Source organism: Butyrivibrio sp. (genome assembly GCF_015056685.1).
Classification (GTDB): Bacteria; Bacillota; Clostridia; order Lachnospirales; family Lachnospiraceae; genus Butyrivibrio.
The window spans coordinates 1-18,736 of the sequence record NZ_SVFW01000027.1; the positions used below are offsets into that span (position 1 = coordinate 1).

An 18,736-nucleotide genomic window follows, 5' to 3' on the forward strand; every position below is an offset into this window, starting at 1 on the left:
AGTAATATCAAGGATTTGCGGTAGTAACTGTTAACGATTTATACCAGAGCCTTGGTATAATTTCGCGGGAGCGCAGGTTTTAACCCTTTGAGAATTTCAGTAGCTAATGCTACAGGCGTCCATTTTCTTCCTGCAACATCGTAATATTCATCTTTATCAATAATAGTTTTTATTGATGTAAAAAACTCGTAATTTTCTGAAAGCTCCAGACGTCTATTTTTTGCGTCTCTTCCTGTAATAATTTCTCCAGTTACTTTATTTATCCCAACTATAGATGGAAAAGGCGTTCCCTGATCATCTCCGTGCTCATATCTCCCAATAGAATTGCCCTCATCCAAAAAGGAAATAGATGCACTATTTGTTGTTCCAAAATCAATTCCAATCCACTTATACTTCTTAACTAACAACTCTTCATTTCTCCCAATACATATATTTAATTATTTGATTGTAATACCATTCTTTTCTAGTACTTTAAACACATTCTCCAAAGTATCTACAATAGCAAGACCTACATCATTAGACATTTCCATAGCTTTCAATTCTTCAAAATCTGTATGGAAAGACTTCAAAGATGCTCCAAGTGCATTTTTAAACTCCTGGGCAGATTCTGTCTTGTCTGCTTTTACGATATTTATTACCTCATTTCTATGCTCAACATCAGCTTTGAGTTTATCTATCTCTTCCTGCTTTTCTGCGAACTTTACTGTTACCTCTTCGATTCCCCTCTTTAATTCTGCTTTTTCTTCTGTTAATTCCTTGTTTTTTCTCTTTAGCCTATTTCTTTCTATCTCAACCTTCTCAAATGCAAGTGCTACATCTATTATTTTCTTGAACTGTTCGCTCTTATCTTTAAGAGAAATAGATGCTGGTCTCTTATCTTGCTTTTCTTCAGCGGTAGCATCTGAAGAAGCAATGTCTTGCTTTACATCTTCCTTAATTCGAGCTACAGGCTTACCTGTTTCAATCTCTTGTTCCTTTTCTGCATTAGCATCTTTATCAGTAGTAACAGTGCCGTTATCAACAGGCTTTTTTTCTTGTTCATTTCTGCTCTTCTCTACAGGACTCTCTATTGGATTCCCAACAAGTTGCTCTTCCTGCTTATTTTCTGACACTTCTACTGTCTTATTATCTTTTCTATTATCTTGTCTGTTATCCTTTTTAGATTCTTTCTTATGAGAAAAATCATTTCTTTTTTCTGCTTTATTATCCTGGCCCTGCTCACTACCGCCATTTTCGCGATACTCTTTACTTTCCTGTTTAACATCTTCGTTAATAACCATGCTTACATTGCTCTTTTTGACCTTCTTATTCTTATTACTCATATTCAATCCTTTCCTAGTCTTTTTGTTTATGTACTAATGTTGTTATATTTATTTTATTTACTCATGCCAATTCAAGACATAGATCAATAACCAACGCAGCATTTGATATCCTACCATTATAAAACAGTATTTGATATAGCTATCTTCAACCAATATTTCCTTTAAATTACGGCACTTTACCAAAAACAACATCCAGTTTCTGCTCGATGACACTTATATCTTGCATGTCAGCAGAATTATTAATCTATAGTTTTCTCAAAAACCGTTTCTAAGTATATTTTTTTATGAAATCCCCCACGTTTTTCTGCTTTTTCATGTCTTATTCTTTCCAGTTCTTCAATTGTAAATCCTCTCGCCTCTGCAGCAGCATACAATACTTCCAGGAGATCTGCCAGTTCCTCAATATTCTGGTCTTTATGATATTCTGCTAGTTCCTCATCCAATTTAGCATCAAGAGCCTTAAGGTAGTCCACATCATTAAGAACTCGCACAGAACATGTCTTACCGTCCTGTTCTATTATTTCTGGAATCTTATCCCTTACAAGCTTGTTATACTCTTTTATTCCCATACGCCTACCACTTCTGTAACTCAATTCATGTTGAGCCCCGTTTCCTCATTACGAGTCATCAACTTTTTCTTAAACCACGCCTCTCGTTGTTGAGCAAACTTCTTATCCTGGCCTTCATTTCCAGTACGCGGAATTGTCTCAAGTATTGTAAACTGAAGGCTTTTATACCTATCTGGGTTATTATCCAAATGCTCCTTCAATTTTTTGTTATTGCCCGTGCCTTTTGTCCTGAGGTAATCCTTCCACCTTCCCCAAATACCATCACTGCCATATGCGGAACCAATGTATTGACTAAAATCAACAGTATCAACTATTAGATATACGCCGTTAACCGACGACAATGCTGTATATAAATCACCATATATTTCTTCATGCCCAATATATTTCTCTAAATCTGAAAAGCGCCATATGATATTTTCGCAACCTTCAAACACTCGGCTACTGATACCAACAACAGGCTTATTCGCAATGGTATTCCAATTTACATGCACAATATTCCTTGTGCCACCATAATCGATTACTAGCCTATCTTGCAAATCCTCCAAAATATTCAATTTCTCAAGATCATAAAAATAATCATCCTTTTTGCTATGAATATTTCCAAATCGTTTCCAATATATAGGATTCACATCTGACACACTTAAATTTTTACTAGCGTTGACCTTGTAAACAGCTATAAACCTTGCTGTAGATTTAGTTTCACCAACAAAAGAAAATATATACTCTTTGCCATGAAAATAGTTTTTAGGTTGGATCTTCTGATATTCTTCAAAGCAATCCATCCCCGCTTCCCATACTTGTCTAAAATTCTTATGACTTTTAGGAGTATGCCGGATTAGTGCGATTTTATCATGATCAATCCCAGTCTTTTCAATTACATCAGATAAGAAAAATGTATAGTTCTCCATCTTTACACCTCAATTTGTGACACTTCCCGCATTCACTGCATATTGCAGCAATCTGAAAGAGCTTGCCGGTCGTTTAGCAAAGTCTTCAATAAGGCATTCATGAATAATACGCCCATTCCTAATAGCCTGAATTTTACCGTTATAGAAATCATAATATGTATTCCCATGCTTAAATCCGATATTTGCCTTATCGTCAGCAATATCAACATCCTTAGAAGCACGCTTGAGTTCTCTATAAAATCTATACTCTTCTTCAGATTTAATATTTAGCTCCGGGACAACATCGCTATGCTGAAGCAAAAACATATTTGTAAAACCAATTGCCATACCTTGCTCAAGTGGCTTAATGGTCTCACCTGATTCATTAGTATCAGTAATATCCTTCCACTCCCGGACAGTAATCCTGTAGTATGGCTCATCGCCATTGTTTCTGCTTGGATTGATTGGCACCTCTGTTATAGATGATCTCTTTACCAAAGCAACACGGATAGCCTCGCCATAGTACCTGATCTCGCCCTTATCTCCAAACTTATTGTTAGTCTGATACAAGGCAACATAGTGGATCGGCAGTCTATCATCACTTACCATGCTCTTAGGAACATAATAGAATTTCTTCTGATAACAAGTTTTGAACTGCTCTGGAGATCTGAAAGTTCCTATCAGCACTTCTCTCTTATCCCAATCAACCTTAGCAAGCTTCTCCTCTATACCTGCAGGAAGCGTTGTTCTTTCAAACGCAGATTCCTTGGAATCACTGATAAGGTCATCCAATAAGCTTCTCACCAGTTTGGTGGAACCAGGTAAAAATGGAAGTCCGCCAATATTTACAGTTTCTATACTCTTATAGAATCTGTGGTTTTTGTACTGTTCCTCGTCGTCATAGGGGAATAGAATGTACGCTCCAAACATAGTCTTTTCAAACATAAACTTGGATTCGCGATTCTCATATACAATTGAATCCCTGTATCTATGCATAGTATTGATATCGTCAACCTTTGGTCCTGGCTTATCATCAGGATAAAATGGGCTTGAAGGATCCTTCTCTATGCGGTACTTCGCATCAAATACATACTTGTAAGCTACGTCGGTTCCTCTCTTTTCAAGCTCAAGTACATTGTCAGGTCTCTGATTGACGGTTTGTGTCTTTTGCTCTGAAGGATTATAAACAAGGGTTATATGCTCACCGGTATTAGGATTGATAAATCGTGCCTCGGATCTGTGGCCTTTTACTAGCGTCACAGTTATTCCGTTGTTATCAACCTTAACTATATCCGGCGATACCAGCTCGTATTCTTTCTTTAAGATGCTAAATAGCTTTATAAAACACCAGTACTCATACAAAAGAGCTGTATCCTTAACAGACATTTTAAATATGTCTCCGTTAACAGAAAGGCTTCTGCTTAACATCAGGTAACACTTATAGAGTTCTCTGTAACCTGGAGCCATACCAAACACAAGAGACATGCTCTTAGCAGCATGATACTCAGAAACATCTTGAAGAAATGATGAATGCATAACTCGCTTCACATCCCTCTTCATACGCTGCGCATCCTGTATAACTTTTTCTTCAGGCTCTCCACCAGCTACATTCTTGGCATACCTTGTGTATCTCTTAATGAACTCATCAAGCCTTTTTACCGTAGATCTCAGTATATACTTAACAAAACGGTTCTCTTCAGTGTCATATGTAAGCTGCTTCTTAGCTGTAAGAAGTCTCTCTGCAGCTACTACTCCATCAGAAATAACCATCCTATCCTGTCGCTTTCTTAGCCAGTTGATAGAAGTCTTGTCGGTCCTCTTTGCCTTGTAATACGGAACAACCTCATGCTCTGTAATCAGCTTGTGGTGCGGAACGCTGATAATCCTGTTTACCGCATTCATATAGTCATTAAAGATGACTGATAAAATCTGAAAATATACAGACAGTACAGTACTCTGCTTATCTCCGAGTTTAAAAGTCTGATATGTCTTTTGCATAAAATCGATGGCCACTTCAGAAACCATCTCTGAAATGTCATCGATCATCTTTTGATAATCTTCTTTGTATGTAATTTTAGAAGGGAATACCTCTATCCGAATAGTAAGACATCTCACGCCATCTGCAGAGATTTCAAAGTCAGAATAGCCACATGTATTCTCAAAATTGAGAACGCCAGATAACAGAGTATAATCTCCATCATAAGCAGATCCTACTCTATCCTTGATAGAAGAGTTTTCATTCCAAAAGGAGAGCTGACTTCCATCATTGCTCTTTATGATGATCTCATAATCGGTCTGCTCAAAAAAAATTGGAGGAATCTCAAATTCATAATGAGCATAATCAAAGTTCTCACACTCAATATCCTCCTCTGTCGCTGCGATCTTAACTTCTTTAATATTCCTACCATCAAGCACAAGCGAAGAAGACCGGTTGGAAGTATCTCCCTGCCAGCTTCTTCTACTTTTGATGACTACATTCAGTTTTTCAGTGCTTATCTCTAATAACTTATCAGAGCCAGTAGGAAGTAAAGCCATCCTCTTCGAATCTCCTCATCATGTAGCACAGCTTCTGAGCTGAATTTTTATATTTGCATGATTTATTATTGATACAATCATCCATTTGCTTCCAAATATAGCTCTGGCTGAAACCGGAATAATCGCCGGCAAACATTTTGAACAAGTCACACATCATATTCTTGATGCCTTCGCTACTTCCCTGGATCCTCGGCAAAATCTTTTGCATGATCTCATAGTCAAAAGCGGTATCATAGTCTAGGAGCTTCGCAGTGTCATTGTTCAGCATGTAGAAAACAATCTCATCTCTTACTCTGTATCCAACATGCGCATTTGCCTGCTGCAACACTTTATTGATATTCTGCAGGTCAGCACTTACTCTTTTCGCAAGTTCCTGCTGCTCCGGCTTCACATCTGTACCCAGAACAAGATACTGCGATTTAAAGAAATCATTTCCTTTGTTGAGTGGAGCTACTGCCTCTGCATTAGATGAGAAGCTTGGTAAAAGATCTACATAAGAAAACTCAATAGTATTTGCTCTATCAAGTACTTTCTTACTGAACGGGAATGTGGTCTCATCCATGTTTACAGTACCTATAACATACAAGTTCTCGGGGATATAAAGATCGGGATAATCCTTCTCCGCAGCTTTATCCAAGGTCAGCTTATATGTCTTAATCTCACCGTTAACATTGGTCCTTGTTTCTATAAGAGATAAGAAGTCGCTCAGGTAATACTCAACTCTGGAAAGATTCATTTCATCCAGGCAAAGGAAATATGGATATTCCCTGTTCTCTTTGGCCTCCTTTACAAAATCGATAATAGCTCCAGGAATATAGTTACCGTTCAAATCTGTATGTCCAAAAAGATCTGTCGAATCAGACCAATCAGGGCGAACTGAAACAAGCTTAAATCTGCCATTTCCGCCTGATTCCTTGGCATAAGCTCCAACAGCCCCAGCAAAAAGTTTCACAAGGCGAGTCTTTCCGGTTCCGCTGGTACCAGCAAGGATAACGAAAGGTTTTGATTTCAAGCTCAAATAGAAGTCTTCGATAAGGCCTTCATTGTAGCTAAAGCCTTTAGCTGCTATGTATTTTTTAATTTGTTCTATATCACTCTTGATAGACAAATCTTTTTCTCCCTTGGTTCCATTTGTGACATCAGTTACTGTCTTTGGCTTAACACCGGCATATTCTCTGTAAATATCCATCATCTTTGATAGATCCTGTTGAAGTTCTGCTTCAGATGGTACAGCACCTCTTTTGTATTCTTTATAGAAGATAGTGCCTTTCTGATACATTTCACCTAAATCTGTCAGCCCTTGTCCAAGATCAATATCTTCATCCGTGTTAAATCCCCGGCTATCAATCCTTCCTACAATTTCTGCAGCTCTTTCCCTCATGATCCTGATGGCACCATGCTTACCATGAGCATTCTTGATATCAGTACAGCCCTGATTAAATGTTAAGTATAAGGATTCTCCCGTCTTTGAAAGCAGGTATACAATGTAAACACCTTTTGTTGCTGTAGTTGTGATGCTGCGGTCAAATATACATATCCATGGGATTGTCGCCCAATTACCTTGCCCAACACTGCCGGTTATCAGATAATTCTGCGGATCCACAAGGCCTGTATTGTAAATGGCATTAGGAATCTCTGACCTAACAAATGTACCGAAAGGACTTCCTGTAAAAGCTCCTTTCTTGGCATCCACATATCCATTTAGAAACTTATCAATTACTTCTCTCAATTTGCCCTTAGCTCCATTATCCATTGATGAATAGTACAATTTCAGTTTCTGCTCAACTATGTCCAAGATCTTATCTATCTCAGCATTGGTAATTGCCGACGCTAATTCCGGAACCATTTGGAAACAGTCTTGGTCATCTTGCTTCTCAATTCTAAAGAACCCCTTATTTTGAATCACGTTGAAAGGATTTTTAAGGATAACATCGAGCGCATCCTTTACAGTACTCTCCTCCGGATTTGCTATCGCCTTGCTAACATTTAAGTCAGGAACTTTGCCCTGGCGTATCCTATTTATGTAATACTCCCGGAACAGTTCAGCAATATGCTCTGTTGTAGTGGCTTCTCCTCTTTTTATGCTCTCAAAATAAGACTTGTAGAATACAAGCTTATAAGACCTTTCATAACCTCCAAGACTATTACCCGGACCGAGGTATTTGTAGAAAGATGAGAGTATATCGGTATTTAAAGAATTAAATGTATCCATTTTACTTCCTCTGCTTTGCAGCTTCCATTATTTTATATTTGGAAAAAAATCTATTCTGTGTAAAAGCCAGTCATATCCCTCACTCTTTAATTAGCTTTCAACCTCTGAATTAGCTGACGTGCAAATAGCAATGCTATCTGATCACATGTATAATCTTTAGAATCAATTGCTTGTATATCTGCCACCATCGGATACTTACTGCGTAAATCTTCATTAGTAATTCCATGAACTATCGGCAATATCAGCTTCTGACCATTTCTGTTCTGTCTGTTTAGGAACTCTCCAAGCTCCTTTTCGGTCCATTCTCTATCAAAGAAGTTCTCTGATATTACTATTATTGCAAACTCTGCCTTCTTTGTACCATCAAGAATACGCTTCTTCCAATTGTCGCCCCACTCAAGACTCTTTTTGTCGTAAAAAACCTTTACCCCAAGCATTTCAAGGGAATTATTTAACTCATCAACTATCTCTGCTTTGTCAGCATTAGCATGTGAAAGGAACACATCATATTCAGGTATCATCTTAGCTTTATATGCAGGGACTTCAACAGTTCCTATTCCGTTCATCTTATCTATGAAATCATGATCTTTGCTGATACTGGTCAAGCAAGAAACCACATCTTTATATGCACTAAGAGAACGGTGAAACAACAACGTTTTTATCCTCTGCCCAAGTGCATGCTCTGTTAGGTATTTATTATAAAAAATTTCTACATCATTGAGCCAATCTTCACTAGGTCTGTTATATTCATCAATATTAGTTCCCAATGTTGCACAATTGATAGGCGCCTTAATATCTTTAGTTCTCTCCAGCAATGCATTTAATTCGTCTTCAAATTTTGACATATTATTCTCCTAAAAACGATAATTTAGTGCACCAGCTTCAAACGATATACAATTATTGGTTTTCGCAATATGATTTCCCCAATAACCAAGGAAAACCATATAAAGCTTCAAATGGCACTTTTGTTACGAATGATGTTATAAATAGTGAAGTCCCAGTTGACTGGTCTGTTTCCAAGTTAAATACATTATGTTCCTTCAAAAATGGTATCAACTATGACAAAGAGTTAAGTGGCAATAAATCATACCGAATTGTAAATGTAAGGAATATTACAGCAACACATCCCATGCAAATACCTCATAATAATTTATAATACATCGCCTTCGTCTAAAACAATGGTTCTCTTACTATTCCATTTGAATATGCTTCATCACTCATAAGTTATTTTTTATAACTCCGTATACTTTTTACTGTTCCCATAGCTCTTTTCAACTGGGTACTTCTCGGCGTTTTTCCTGATTTTATCCATGATGGCATCCTCAATATCAATTCCCATTTTGTCTGCCATAAGGATGCAATAGTTCATGATATCGGCCAGCTCTTCTGTGGCAGCTTCCTTATCATAATCAGGGCTCCACTGAAAGCATTCAAGCAGTTCTGCTGCCTCAATAGAAATACTCTTCGCCAGATTCTCCGGTGTATGAAACTGATCCCAGTTTCTGTCTTCAGTAAACTTTACAACTTCTCTTTTTACATCACTAAAGCTCATAATTCCTCAAAACCTTTCCACATATTTCATGAAATGCTCACGAAGTTTTTCATCACACACATACAAATATGTTCCCCTGATTCCCCTTGTCATGAGAACGTAATAGATATTTCTGATGTATAGATCAAGTTCTTCGTCCGTCGCGGACTGCTTTCCACGTTTATCGTAATAGTTTGATCTATCAACATATATCTTGTGACGAACATCATCATATTTAATGTCTTTTCCCAGAATAACAAATGCATAATTAAGGTCATATCCTGCACTGGTATGAATGCATCCCACTTCATCAAGAGCACCATCACTGTTTATCCAGTTATTAAGGCAGTGATTCCATCTCTTGCTGATTCCTTCAATCTCGATATCATAAGCAGTTTTATCATTCTTGGTCTTCCATTCCCATGCGTACCCTGCCAGCATTCTACAGAGTTCCATATCATTTTCTTTAACATACAGCTCCCTGTTAAAGGTTCCAAAATCAGTAAAGATCTTGAAATCGTAATCCGTAAAAGTCTTCTTTGGAACATCAACATCATGAAGAATATCATTTACATAGTTTATGTACTCTTCGCCGCCTTTTACACGCATCTGCATCTTTAAGAAATGCGCCACATACGCACCAATACGATTTCTCCTACCAAGCTCAAGTTTGACCTTATTCTCAAAAACTTCAATCGTTGTGCCTGAAGGTCCGGACAACTGATCAGGATCAAAAAAGAACACGGGCGTCTTTGCAATCTTAAGAACCCAGTCAAGCTCTGTAGCATCACTTGGAAGTCCAAGTTTTTTATTATTGTTATCGTACGCCTGATACCCCACAATGCTGCGCCTTACCTGAAGTTTCTGCGCCTCATCTACAAACAGAATATCCCAGGAACCCTCTTTCACAGCATCAGATGCACCTATAACATCCTTTGAAGCCAAACCTTCAATCTTTTTGAAAAGGCCTCTCAAGGTTGCTCTCAGTGATGTCTGAGGGATGATAAGTCCCATCTTCATACTACGGAACGGATATTCATGAGTCTTTTCATCCTGATAGTCCCTTAAATACTTCATAAGATAAACTGCTACAATCGTCTTGCCGGTGCCGGGGCGTCCCTCCACAACAATTGGCAGCTTTTTCCCTGAACGTATCTCATAAATAATGTCATCCGCTAACTGCTTCTGATCCTTATTTAGTTCTTTAAATGGTGAATACTTGTAGAACTCGCTATTTTTTATCTGCTCAAGAGTATGCTCAGCGAGATTGAATGACCTGAGTTCATTCCATAACTCTTCAAAGGTATCGTCATAGTCCGGCTTCCTAAAATAATTCTTATTGGCGATACCATCATTTTTATTTGTGATTATGAATTTACCATCTGCAGATACAAACTGAATAAGTTTGGACTCATAGTCAAAAGTAACAGACTGATTAAATCTGTCAGAATATATAAAATGAACCTGATTAAACTCACGTTTTTCCTGATTGTTATAATGCTGCTTCATTCTTTCGGCAACATTCGTAGACTCGCCGATGTATACCTTTTTTTCATTCTCCAGAATATACAGCATTGGCCAGTTATTAAGATAATCATCATTCCCATAATTATCACTGGGGAATTTTCGATTTGTAATTATGTAAAGATTATCCTTAGTAGTATCCATCATATAGTCGCTCCAAGCAGGTATTATCTACAACAGTTACAATCAGTATACTACATTTTTACTATTCCTTAGCAGTTGTGCTTGTCTTTGCTTCATAATTCTTTCATAACATTTTTAATTTCAGTTAAAGTACAAGTCATAATATAAAACCATCAAGAAGAACACAACTTCTTGACCCAAACAAAACAATACTTTTTCATAACACACATACCTTCGGAGAATATCCGAAGGTTCCTCCCTAAAACAACGCCGCTATGTTTCCTCATTCAGGAAATATAGCGGCTTCATTTTTTCTATTATTTAATTCAAATACCTGCATATATAAATCTTACAGTAAATTAGTTATTTTCGGGTATTAGTATTAGGATTAACTTGAAAGAGTAAAAAATAGAGGGCATAAGTAGTGTACTCAGCCCTCCATTAGTATACCTATTAAATTACTTGGCTATTCTTCCTTCAGCCTTTCCATAATCATTATAATGCTTAAGTAACTTATCTCCATCAGCTCCAATTGCAGTCTGTAAATCAGCATTGTTTATGTAATATACATATGCATTGAACTCACTACTATTACCTTTATATGTTTTAAGTGCCTCAAGCGCTGCATCGACAGTTGTCTTGGTTGTGGTATTTGCTACCGCAGTAGTTGATTTTGCTGCTGTTGTCTGACTTGAAGAATCCAACGAAACCGGATTACACTTTGAACATGCTCTATAACCTTTATCGATAGCACTCTGAAGAGTGGTTTCTATTTTGCTTCTTCGCAAACTACTACATCCTGACGAATGATAGCACTCACCTGTCTTGGTGATATAAACAACAGTATCTCCACTAGCAGCATATACAGTACTTGTCTGAATACCAAAGCTTACAAGAATTGCAAATGTAATGATTATTGTTCTCAATTTCTTCATCACTATACCTCTTTTCTTTTATGATCAAAATATATTAGTAGTAATCTCTGTAGCTTCTTGTGTACTCAAGTCATCAACACTGGATATTGCAGTTAATGTATAATCATCCTTTTGAAATACTATAGAAAAATACTTTATTCCTAAATCCAGCGCTTTTACCTGCGTGCCAAGATCAACTGCCAAACTCTGCAAATCAGCATTTTCAAATGTATCTGAAACAAGCGTGATATTGCAATCCAACTCACCTTCTGCTCCAGCAACATCAATCATATATATGTCGCTATTTTTATACTCATTGGGAATAATTGAATCAACTTGTTGTTTTATTGGCTCAACTACAGATTCATCAGCCATAGTAATTTGAACAGCAAGAGTGCCATCATCATTTACTGTATACATTGTTGAACCTGCATCATCACCAACCTCATAAGTTCCATCAGCACCTTTTGTCAATGCAATGTCTTTCTGAACAAATCCCATTCCATTAGAATATACACCTTTATTATCCACATCATCGTAAATGATAACATGATACTTGGAATCACTATTTTTCTTCACGAAGTTAGTATACCAATCTGCCAACATTTCTTCAGAACAGTCATCTTTATTTGCATGGCAAACTGTTATAGTGCCAATCTTATTCTTGCCACTACCACTCATCATATCTACAATTTCAGCATTATCATAAATATGAGTTTCTTTTGTCTCTTCAATCTGAGTATTATTAGTTGTTGTTTGTGTATCTGTAGTCTGATTATTGTTTGATCCCAAAACAAATATCAGTAACCAAAACATTACTGTCACAGCTATTTTTATCTTGATATCCCAAGTATTCTTTTTGCGCCAGATCAAGACCATTACAGGTGCAGGGAAAAAACATATCCAGCCAAGAACCCACCAAATTGTGTTTTTCTTTTTAGGAACCTCATTTGCTTCAGATTCAGGATACCAGGTGTGCCCGCAATCTTGGCAAAATCCTACGGTCCTATGAACAATTTGCTTCGCATTTTTTCCACGAATTTCTCCCTGGTTTTCACGAGTAAACTTGATACTAGAACTTCCACACTTTGGGCAGCCTTTTTTATTCAACTGCTCTTGCTCCTTTTTCATCTCAAGAGAAATGTGGGTACCACAAAACTCACAAGTTGTGCTGTCTCCAATCTCAGCGCCGCAACTTGGACACTTCATTTTTTAAGACCTCCTTATTATTAGTCACATAAGCTATTTTATCACTTTAATCATTATTGGAAGCAGTTTTTCACTCTCTAGAATCTTTCCGTGGCATTAAAAATGGGACAGTTTCATGCTATCCCATTCATAATCTCAAAAATTAGTAGCCATTTGCTGTAACACCATATTCAGCTTGTTCTGCAGAAAAGCCTTCAAAAGTCAATTGATCTATAAGACCTGATTTTGAAAATGACATCAATTTTAAGTACTCAGCCGCTTTTTCCTTAGCTTGTTCATTCCAATCAGCTCCGCAATTGTCTACGCCATATTTTGCTTCTTCTGTCGTATAACCCTCAAATTCAAGTTGCTCTTGCAGCCCTTTTGCAGAAAAAGCCATTAGTTTCAGGTATTCTTTAGCTTTCTTTAAAGCCTGCGCGTTCCAATCGGCTCCGCAATTATCTGCGCCATATTTTGCTTCTTCTTCAGTATACCCTTCAAATATCAACTGATCTACAAGTCCGTCATGTGAAAAAGCCATCATCTTAAGATATGTCTTAGCTTTGCTAAGAGCATTCTTTTGTCCAGTTGTTACCGCGCTGGCAGTTGAAATCGTCATAAACTCTACCGATGATGTTGCATCATATCCTGCGGCCAAAGATGTAATAGCTCCATTCTGAACAAATAGAATTCCACAAAGAATGATACCAAAAATTGTTCTCTTAATTGCCATGCGCGCCTCCTTTTCACTTTACACAGTTACTGCCAAATGTTTCAAGATATCGCAATTGCATATAAATGTTTTCAAAGAAAAAACACTGCCATGCCAGCAGTGCTCATTCATATCTTCCGCAACTGGCTAACTTAATTTCAAGTCCCTATAGCTTTGTGTCGCCGGATCACTCCGGTTTTACCTTTTATATTTTCTTGTGATTGTCATTATATCTTGTACTTGTAATTATTAAAACAAACTTTGAATTAAAATATTATAAAACAACTATAATCTCTTAGGTGGTATAAAACCACTCTCACTCTCCAAATTCACACCATTATCCACATTTTTTATACAGAGTTTAGTCCCACGTAACTACTTCTCCGGTTCAATCTATGATTCCGCCAAACTCATACACATTGGTGTAACCCATATCTGCAAGCTTCTGTGATGCCTGCTTGCTACGATTACCACTTCGGCAATATATAAGTATTATCTGGTCAAGATCTGGAAGTTCCGCCGGCTGCTCAGTTCCAATTTCCTCATTGGGAATCAGGATTGCTCCCGGTATATGACCAGCTGCATATTCATCCGTTCTACGAACATCAACAACGATATGATCATCGTCTTTTCCCATAAAATAGACTCCGTCATAACGTGGCGAAGACGTAAGAATCAATTGCTTATCCTCTGCAGAATCCCGGCAACATCTACCCCCGGATGTGTAAAGTACATCCGGCAAATCTGTTCCGCAAGATCTTCTGATATTTTCAGTTTCGCAGCTATTTCTTTGTGAGAAGCTCCCTTGTCAGCAAGCTTCATCGTCTTGGAAATAATAGAGACGATATTTTCCGGAAGAGAACTGGTACTGCCCTCGACCTTTATGATTTTCTTCTCAAAATAGAAATCATACTTTCCACAGATATCAAGAATTCCATAACTCACTTCCTGATCAGGTTTTCTTTTCCCACAGCACCCAGGGTTGAACCAAATCTGTCCATGCTTTTTCTCAACTAGGGAATACTTGTGGCTGTGTCCATAAATAATAATAGGAAGGTCAGCGATATAATCATCGATTTTTCCTTTGTTATGGATCACATAGATCTTATTACCTTCAAATTCAAGAAGTGCTTTCTCAGGGAGGTACACTGCCCAATCCTTGTCAGCATTTCCTCTTACTGCAGTGACCGGTGCAATCTTTTCCAGCTCATCGAGCACTTCCTTCTTGTCGATATCCCCTGCATGAATTATGTGATCAACACCCTGCAGACCTTCTATCACTTCTCTCCTGAGAAGTCCATGAGTATCAGATACAATTCCTATTCTCATTGTTCATCTCCGTTTTAATATTGGTATATCCATTCTTCTAATCCCAGTTATAAATCATCCTGATGCCATCTTCGTCCTTTACTAAAACATTCTTTTTTATAATTATAATTAATTCCAATTGTCTTTGCTTCGTTTTCTCTATTTGCTCTTATCTATTTGTTTCAGTTTCTTTTCCTGATTGCTGATCTTGTTGAGCAGCTGCTGAATCAACTCTTGCAGTAGCACTGTAATTGTAAGAAGCAGTGCTAATAATGTGGCCACAACTTTCAACAATATCCTTTTTATCTTTACCTGATATTTTTCTTTATTCTTCAAATAATGTCTCACTGCAACAATGATTATTGCAAGAAATAATTCAAAAATAGCTAACATGTTACCACCGCCTTTCCCAAATGGCACAGGGCGAGAAATGATATATGATCATTCCCCGCCCCAACTATATATCTGTTAATCGATATCCCCATACCATCCAGGAAGCGTGTAGCCATCCTCTCCCTCAGGAAGTCCAATTACATGAAGTTCATCTGCTGAATACACCCAGCCTTTGCCTGATCCTGAGTAGTCAGATGAATATGTACCATTCACATCGCCATAGTAGCCTGGCTTCGTATATCCATTGGAGCCTTCAGGAAGTCCTATAACATGTAACTCATCTGCTGAGTATACCCATCTTTTTCCAGAAGTTGTTGTGCCAGAGCTTTCTCCAACATAGCTTCCAGATTTGCTTCCGCCAGTTGACTTATGATTAGGAACTCTTCCTTCACCATACTTGCCTGCTGCCTTGATTGCCTCCGGTGTAAGGTTTCCATCAGCTTCGAGTTCATCCAGCCATTTTTCCGTAAACTCTTTTTCCTGCTGTTCTCTCTTTGCGCGCAGATTCTCGTAGTATTCCTGCCAGTCATACGCCCGTGCCGGAATGGTTGTTGCGCCAAGAAGTAATCCCACGATAACGATTGTAGTTAATATCATCACTATTTTTCTCATAATTTCTGCATCCTTTCTGAAAAACACAACAGTTGCATCCCCAGCAATCTCTTTATCATCCAGCGTTCTCGTCACTTTTATTTTCTCTTGAACAACTGCATTATCAAAAGCGCCGAACAGCTACCTACATACCCGATTCCTGTTAATGCCGATAGAAAAAATATCTTCAGAACAAGGAACACACCATATAACCCGAGCATTACTGGTGTTAGTGCTATAACCATACAACATATAAGAAACATGAAATCACCTTCCTTCATTAAAGAATCTTCTTTTCTATTTATGTGATTTTATGCTAATCGATTATGTGTCCTATAATCACACCTTAATAAAGGACTGCGGTGTTTCTGCAGTCCTTTAGGTTGATAATATTCTTTTCCTTAATTAGCCATAAAAATAGAGAGTGGCATAAAACCACTCTCACTCTCCTCTCTTCATCAGTTCTTAAAGCAATCCGGTATTTCTTTTACCCCGCGCCCCATACATAGTGCTGATGAAGCGCCTGTGTATGAAAGGGGATTTCCTTCAATGTCTGTCACGCTGCAGCCTGCTTCCTTGGCGATAAGCGCTGCTGCCGCGTAGTCCCAGATCTGAATCTTCAGTTCAAAGTATAGGCCGCATCTTCCAAGAGCAACACAGCACATATCCCATGCAGCAGTTCCGGATCTTCGAAGATCGACGCACTGGGGCAGGAGTCTTTTGGCAATGTCAAAAGATCTGTCTCTGTATTCTTCGTAGTAAGGAGCGGTTCCAAAGCATGCGAGCTGATCAGAAAGTGGTGCCTCTGATGACATTATCTTTTCACCATTCATGTAGGCGCCCTGGCCTGCTGCCGCAGAGAACATCATGTCATCATAGGGATTGTAGACAACGGCCATGTATGGCTTTCCATCCTTGAGAAGTCCCACTGATACAACTGAAGGTCTATACGCATAGATGAAATTTGATGTTCCATCTATTGGATCTATAACAAAGCAGTATCCGTTTGCCATCTTAGCGGAAAAGACATCCTGCCCATCTTCTTCTCCGAGGAACTCAGCCTCAGGCAGCACCGCCTTCAACTTTTCCACAAGGAATCTTTGAACCTTCTCGTCTGTTTCAGTTACAAAATTTGCATGTCCGGACTTTTCCATCACCTTAGGGCGTTTTGCTGTCAGTAGTATATTTCCGGCCTCTCTTACTATTTCAATAATCTCATCTATTTGCATTTTTTCTTTTAACCTATCCTTCAGATATTCATAGCGGAGTCTCTTTTCCTCTTTTGCAAAATGGAAATCTCGTGACTGCTCTGGATTATCGGTGTAATCAAGTTTCTCATCTGATCTCCAATCCTTTTTAGGAATTCCATATTTTTATGGTCTTTAAAAGTTTTTCCTTTGATGATTCTTCAAGCTTGGATATTTCACGTAAAAGAGCATTATCCAAAGCGGAACTCTTGTATTCGGGCTCTAGCTGCCCTACAAGAGCATCTAATGTAATCCCCATCAACTTGGCATAATAAATAAGCATTCTAAGTGACATAGCAGTTCTTCCGTTTTCTACATTGCTTATATAGCCTGGAGTTACTTTCATTGCAGTGGCAACTTGGTTTTGAGTAAGACCAAGGCTGATTCTGTATTCTTTTATCTGATTTCCATAATCTTCATTCATATAATTATTCCTTTACGAAATATAGTTTTTGTATCATAAGTATATCATAAGTATTGACTGGCAGTAAGCAACAATATAATATATAAAATATACTATTGGTATATAGATGTAAGTAAATGGAGGGCTTTACAAATGGGAGAAAATATCCGAGTGAATGAAAATCTATTTGTCATGTCCGTAGATATGGATGGTAGATCTGTAGATGATATTGCAAGGGATGCAGCAGAAAGAATAGTTAAACTCTTCGAGCAAATCGGACGAGAGCACGAAGCGACTAAGAAAAAAAATGAGAATGTTTGAGGTCACAATTTGTGACCTCAAACATGGAGGAAAAAGTGCAAAAGCAGGAACAACAGAAAAAAGATATTATTCCGATTATAGCGGAATCAAAAGATATTAAAAATCTGGTTTATGTCATTCGAGGACAGCAGGTTATGTTAGATAGTGATCTTGCTATGCTATATCAGGTTGAAACCAAGGCTTTTAATCAGGCAGTAACTAGGAATGCAGAAAGATTTCCAGAGAGTTTCAGATTTCAATTGACGAAAGAAGAGTTTGATGCTTTGAAGTCAAATAATGCAGCCTTAAACGGAAGAGGCGGCAGGAGATATAGACCATATGTGTTCACGGAACAAGGGATAGCCATGCTTTCTGGCGTGCTTCGGAGCAATGTGGCGATTAAAGTGTCAATACGTATAATGAGCACATTTGTTGAGATGCGCCGTTTTATAGCCAATAATGCTCTTCTTTTCGAGAAAGTTAGGGATATAGAACTGAAACAACTGGAATATCAGAGAAGTGCGGACGAGAAATTTGATAAAGTGTTTCGGTATATTGATGATCACGCAGAATCTGAGCAAAAGATATTTTTTGATGGCCAGATTTATGATGCATTTAGTCTGATAGCCTCTATTATTCAAAAAGCACAAAAGGAGATAATCCTGATTGATGGATATGTTGATGTTGATACACTAGACATCTTATCTAAGAAAAATGATAGTGTTGATGTAAAAATATATACATATTCAAGTGCTAAGCTTTCTAACAGAGATGTTTCCGTTTTCAATGCACAGTATCCGACATTGATGGTAAAGAAAACACAGGCATTTCATGACAGGTTTATAATTCTGGATGGGATGATGGTATATCATGTAGGGGCGTCAATAAAGGACGCTGGAAAGAAGTGTTTCGGTATTTCTCTGATAGATGATCCGGGTGTTGTGGCAGATTTGTTGAATCGCTTGAAAATGGTTTGA

19 protein-coding genes, 1 pseudogene and 1 riboswitch are annotated in these 18,736 nt (G+C 37.9%); of the genes and pseudogenes, 2 read left to right on the plus strand and 18 right to left on the minus strand.

Going from position 1 to position 18,736, the window contains the following annotated elements; all coding sequences use genetic code 11:
* Positions 1-38: 38 nt before the first annotated feature.
* From E7303_RS10650 to E7303_RS10735, 18 genes and pseudogenes are all read right to left on the minus strand, one after another.
* Positions 39-407, minus strand: coding sequence for a hypothetical protein (locus E7303_RS10650; protein ID WP_292145263.1), 369 nt, complete (start codon positions 405-407; stop codon positions 39-41).
* Positions 408-437: 30 nt separating this feature from the next.
* Positions 438-1,322, minus strand: coding sequence for a hypothetical protein (locus E7303_RS10655; protein ID WP_292145264.1), 885 nt, complete (start codon positions 1,320-1,322; stop codon positions 438-440).
* A gap of 239 nt (positions 1,323-1,561) precedes the next feature.
* Complete coding sequence (locus E7303_RS10660; protein WP_292145265.1) at positions 1,562-1,891, minus strand: nucleoside triphosphate pyrophosphohydrolase; 330 nt, start codon at positions 1,889-1,891, stop codon at positions 1,562-1,564.
* Between the two features lie 20 nt (positions 1,892-1,911).
* Entirely contained in the window at positions 1,912-2,799 is an 888-nt protein-coding gene (locus E7303_RS10665) for a GIY-YIG nuclease family protein (protein ID WP_292145266.1), read from the minus strand.
* A 9-nt stretch (positions 2,800-2,808) separates the two neighbouring features.
* Positions 2,809-5,313 carry a restriction endonuclease-like protein gene (locus tag E7303_RS10670; RefSeq protein ID WP_292145267.1) on the minus strand — a complete coding sequence of 835 codons (2,505 nt, stop codon included), beginning with the start codon at positions 5,311-5,313 and terminating at the stop codon, positions 2,809-2,811.
* Complete coding sequence (locus E7303_RS10675) at positions 5,288-7,525, minus strand: MrcB family domain-containing protein (protein WP_292145268.1); 2,238 nt, start codon at positions 7,523-7,525, stop codon at positions 5,288-5,290. Before E7303_RS10675 ends, E7303_RS10670 begins: the two co-directional genes overlap by 26 nt.
* Positions 7,526-7,611: 86 nt before the next feature.
* On the minus strand, positions 7,612-8,370 hold the full coding sequence (locus tag E7303_RS10680; protein WP_292145269.1) for a toll/interleukin-1 receptor domain-containing protein: 759 nt from the start codon (positions 8,368-8,370) through the stop codon (positions 7,612-7,614).
* Between the two features lie 386 nt (positions 8,371-8,756).
* Positions 8,757-9,077, minus strand: coding sequence for a nucleotide pyrophosphohydrolase (locus E7303_RS10685; protein ID WP_292145270.1), 321 nt, complete (start codon positions 9,075-9,077; stop codon positions 8,757-8,759).
* A gap of 6 nt (positions 9,078-9,083) precedes the next feature.
* Positions 9,084-10,727: a DNA/RNA helicase domain-containing protein gene (locus E7303_RS10690; protein WP_292145271.1), complete on the minus strand. Its 1,644-nt coding sequence runs from the start codon at positions 10,725-10,727 to the stop codon at positions 9,084-9,086.
* A 434-nt stretch (positions 10,728-11,161) separates the two neighbouring features.
* Entirely contained in the window at positions 11,162-11,638 is a 477-nt protein-coding gene (locus E7303_RS10695; RefSeq protein WP_292145272.1) for a hypothetical protein, read from the minus strand.
* Between the two features lie 24 nt (positions 11,639-11,662).
* The gene (locus tag E7303_RS10700) at positions 11,663-12,826 is read right to left on the minus strand and encodes a hypothetical protein (RefSeq protein ID WP_292145273.1); all 1,164 of its coding nucleotides are present in this window, start codon (positions 12,824-12,826) and stop codon (positions 11,663-11,665) included.
* 142 nt (positions 12,827-12,968) lie between these two features.
* Positions 12,969-13,538, minus strand: coding sequence for an Ltp family lipoprotein (locus E7303_RS10705; RefSeq protein ID WP_292145274.1), 570 nt, complete (start codon positions 13,536-13,538; stop codon positions 12,969-12,971).
* A 114-nt stretch (positions 13,539-13,652) separates the two neighbouring features.
* A riboswitch (cyclic di-GMP riboswitch) is annotated at positions 13,653-13,730 on the minus strand.
* A gap of 175 nt (positions 13,731-13,905) precedes the next feature.
* A pseudogene (locus E7303_RS10710) lies at positions 13,906-14,145 on the minus strand (rhodanese-like domain-containing protein); the annotation flags it as partial.
* A 47-nt stretch (positions 14,146-14,192) separates the two neighbouring features.
* Positions 14,193-14,846, minus strand: a complete 654-nt coding sequence (locus tag E7303_RS10715; protein ID WP_292145275.1) for a metallophosphoesterase family protein — start codon at positions 14,844-14,846, stop codon at positions 14,193-14,195.
* Between the two features lie 138 nt (positions 14,847-14,984).
* Positions 14,985-15,218 (minus strand): hypothetical protein, encoded by a 234-nt coding sequence (locus tag E7303_RS10720; protein WP_292145276.1) that lies wholly within the window; start codon positions 15,216-15,218, stop codon positions 14,985-14,987.
* Between the two features lie 75 nt (positions 15,219-15,293).
* Positions 15,294-15,905 (minus strand): hypothetical protein, encoded by a 612-nt coding sequence (locus tag E7303_RS10725; protein WP_292145277.1) that lies wholly within the window; start codon positions 15,903-15,905, stop codon positions 15,294-15,296.
* A gap of 362 nt (positions 15,906-16,267) precedes the next feature.
* The gene (locus tag E7303_RS10730) at positions 16,268-17,038 is read right to left on the minus strand and encodes an inositol monophosphatase family protein (RefSeq protein ID WP_292145278.1); all 771 of its coding nucleotides are present in this window, start codon (positions 17,036-17,038) and stop codon (positions 16,268-16,270) included.
* A gap of 127 nt (positions 17,039-17,165) precedes the next feature.
* Positions 17,166-17,480 (minus strand): helix-turn-helix domain-containing protein, encoded by a 315-nt coding sequence (locus E7303_RS10735; protein ID WP_292145279.1) that lies wholly within the window; start codon positions 17,478-17,480, stop codon positions 17,166-17,168.
* 132 nt (positions 17,481-17,612) lie between these two features.
* Between E7303_RS10735 and E7303_RS10740 the strand changes: the two genes are divergently transcribed.
* Positions 17,613-17,780, plus strand: coding sequence for a hypothetical protein (locus tag E7303_RS10740; RefSeq protein WP_292145280.1), 168 nt, complete (start codon positions 17,613-17,615; stop codon positions 17,778-17,780).
* Positions 17,781-17,803: 23 nt separating this feature from the next.
* Positions 17,804-18,736: an ORF6N domain-containing protein gene (locus E7303_RS10745; RefSeq protein WP_292145328.1), complete on the plus strand. Its 933-nt coding sequence runs from the start codon at positions 17,804-17,806 to the stop codon at positions 18,734-18,736.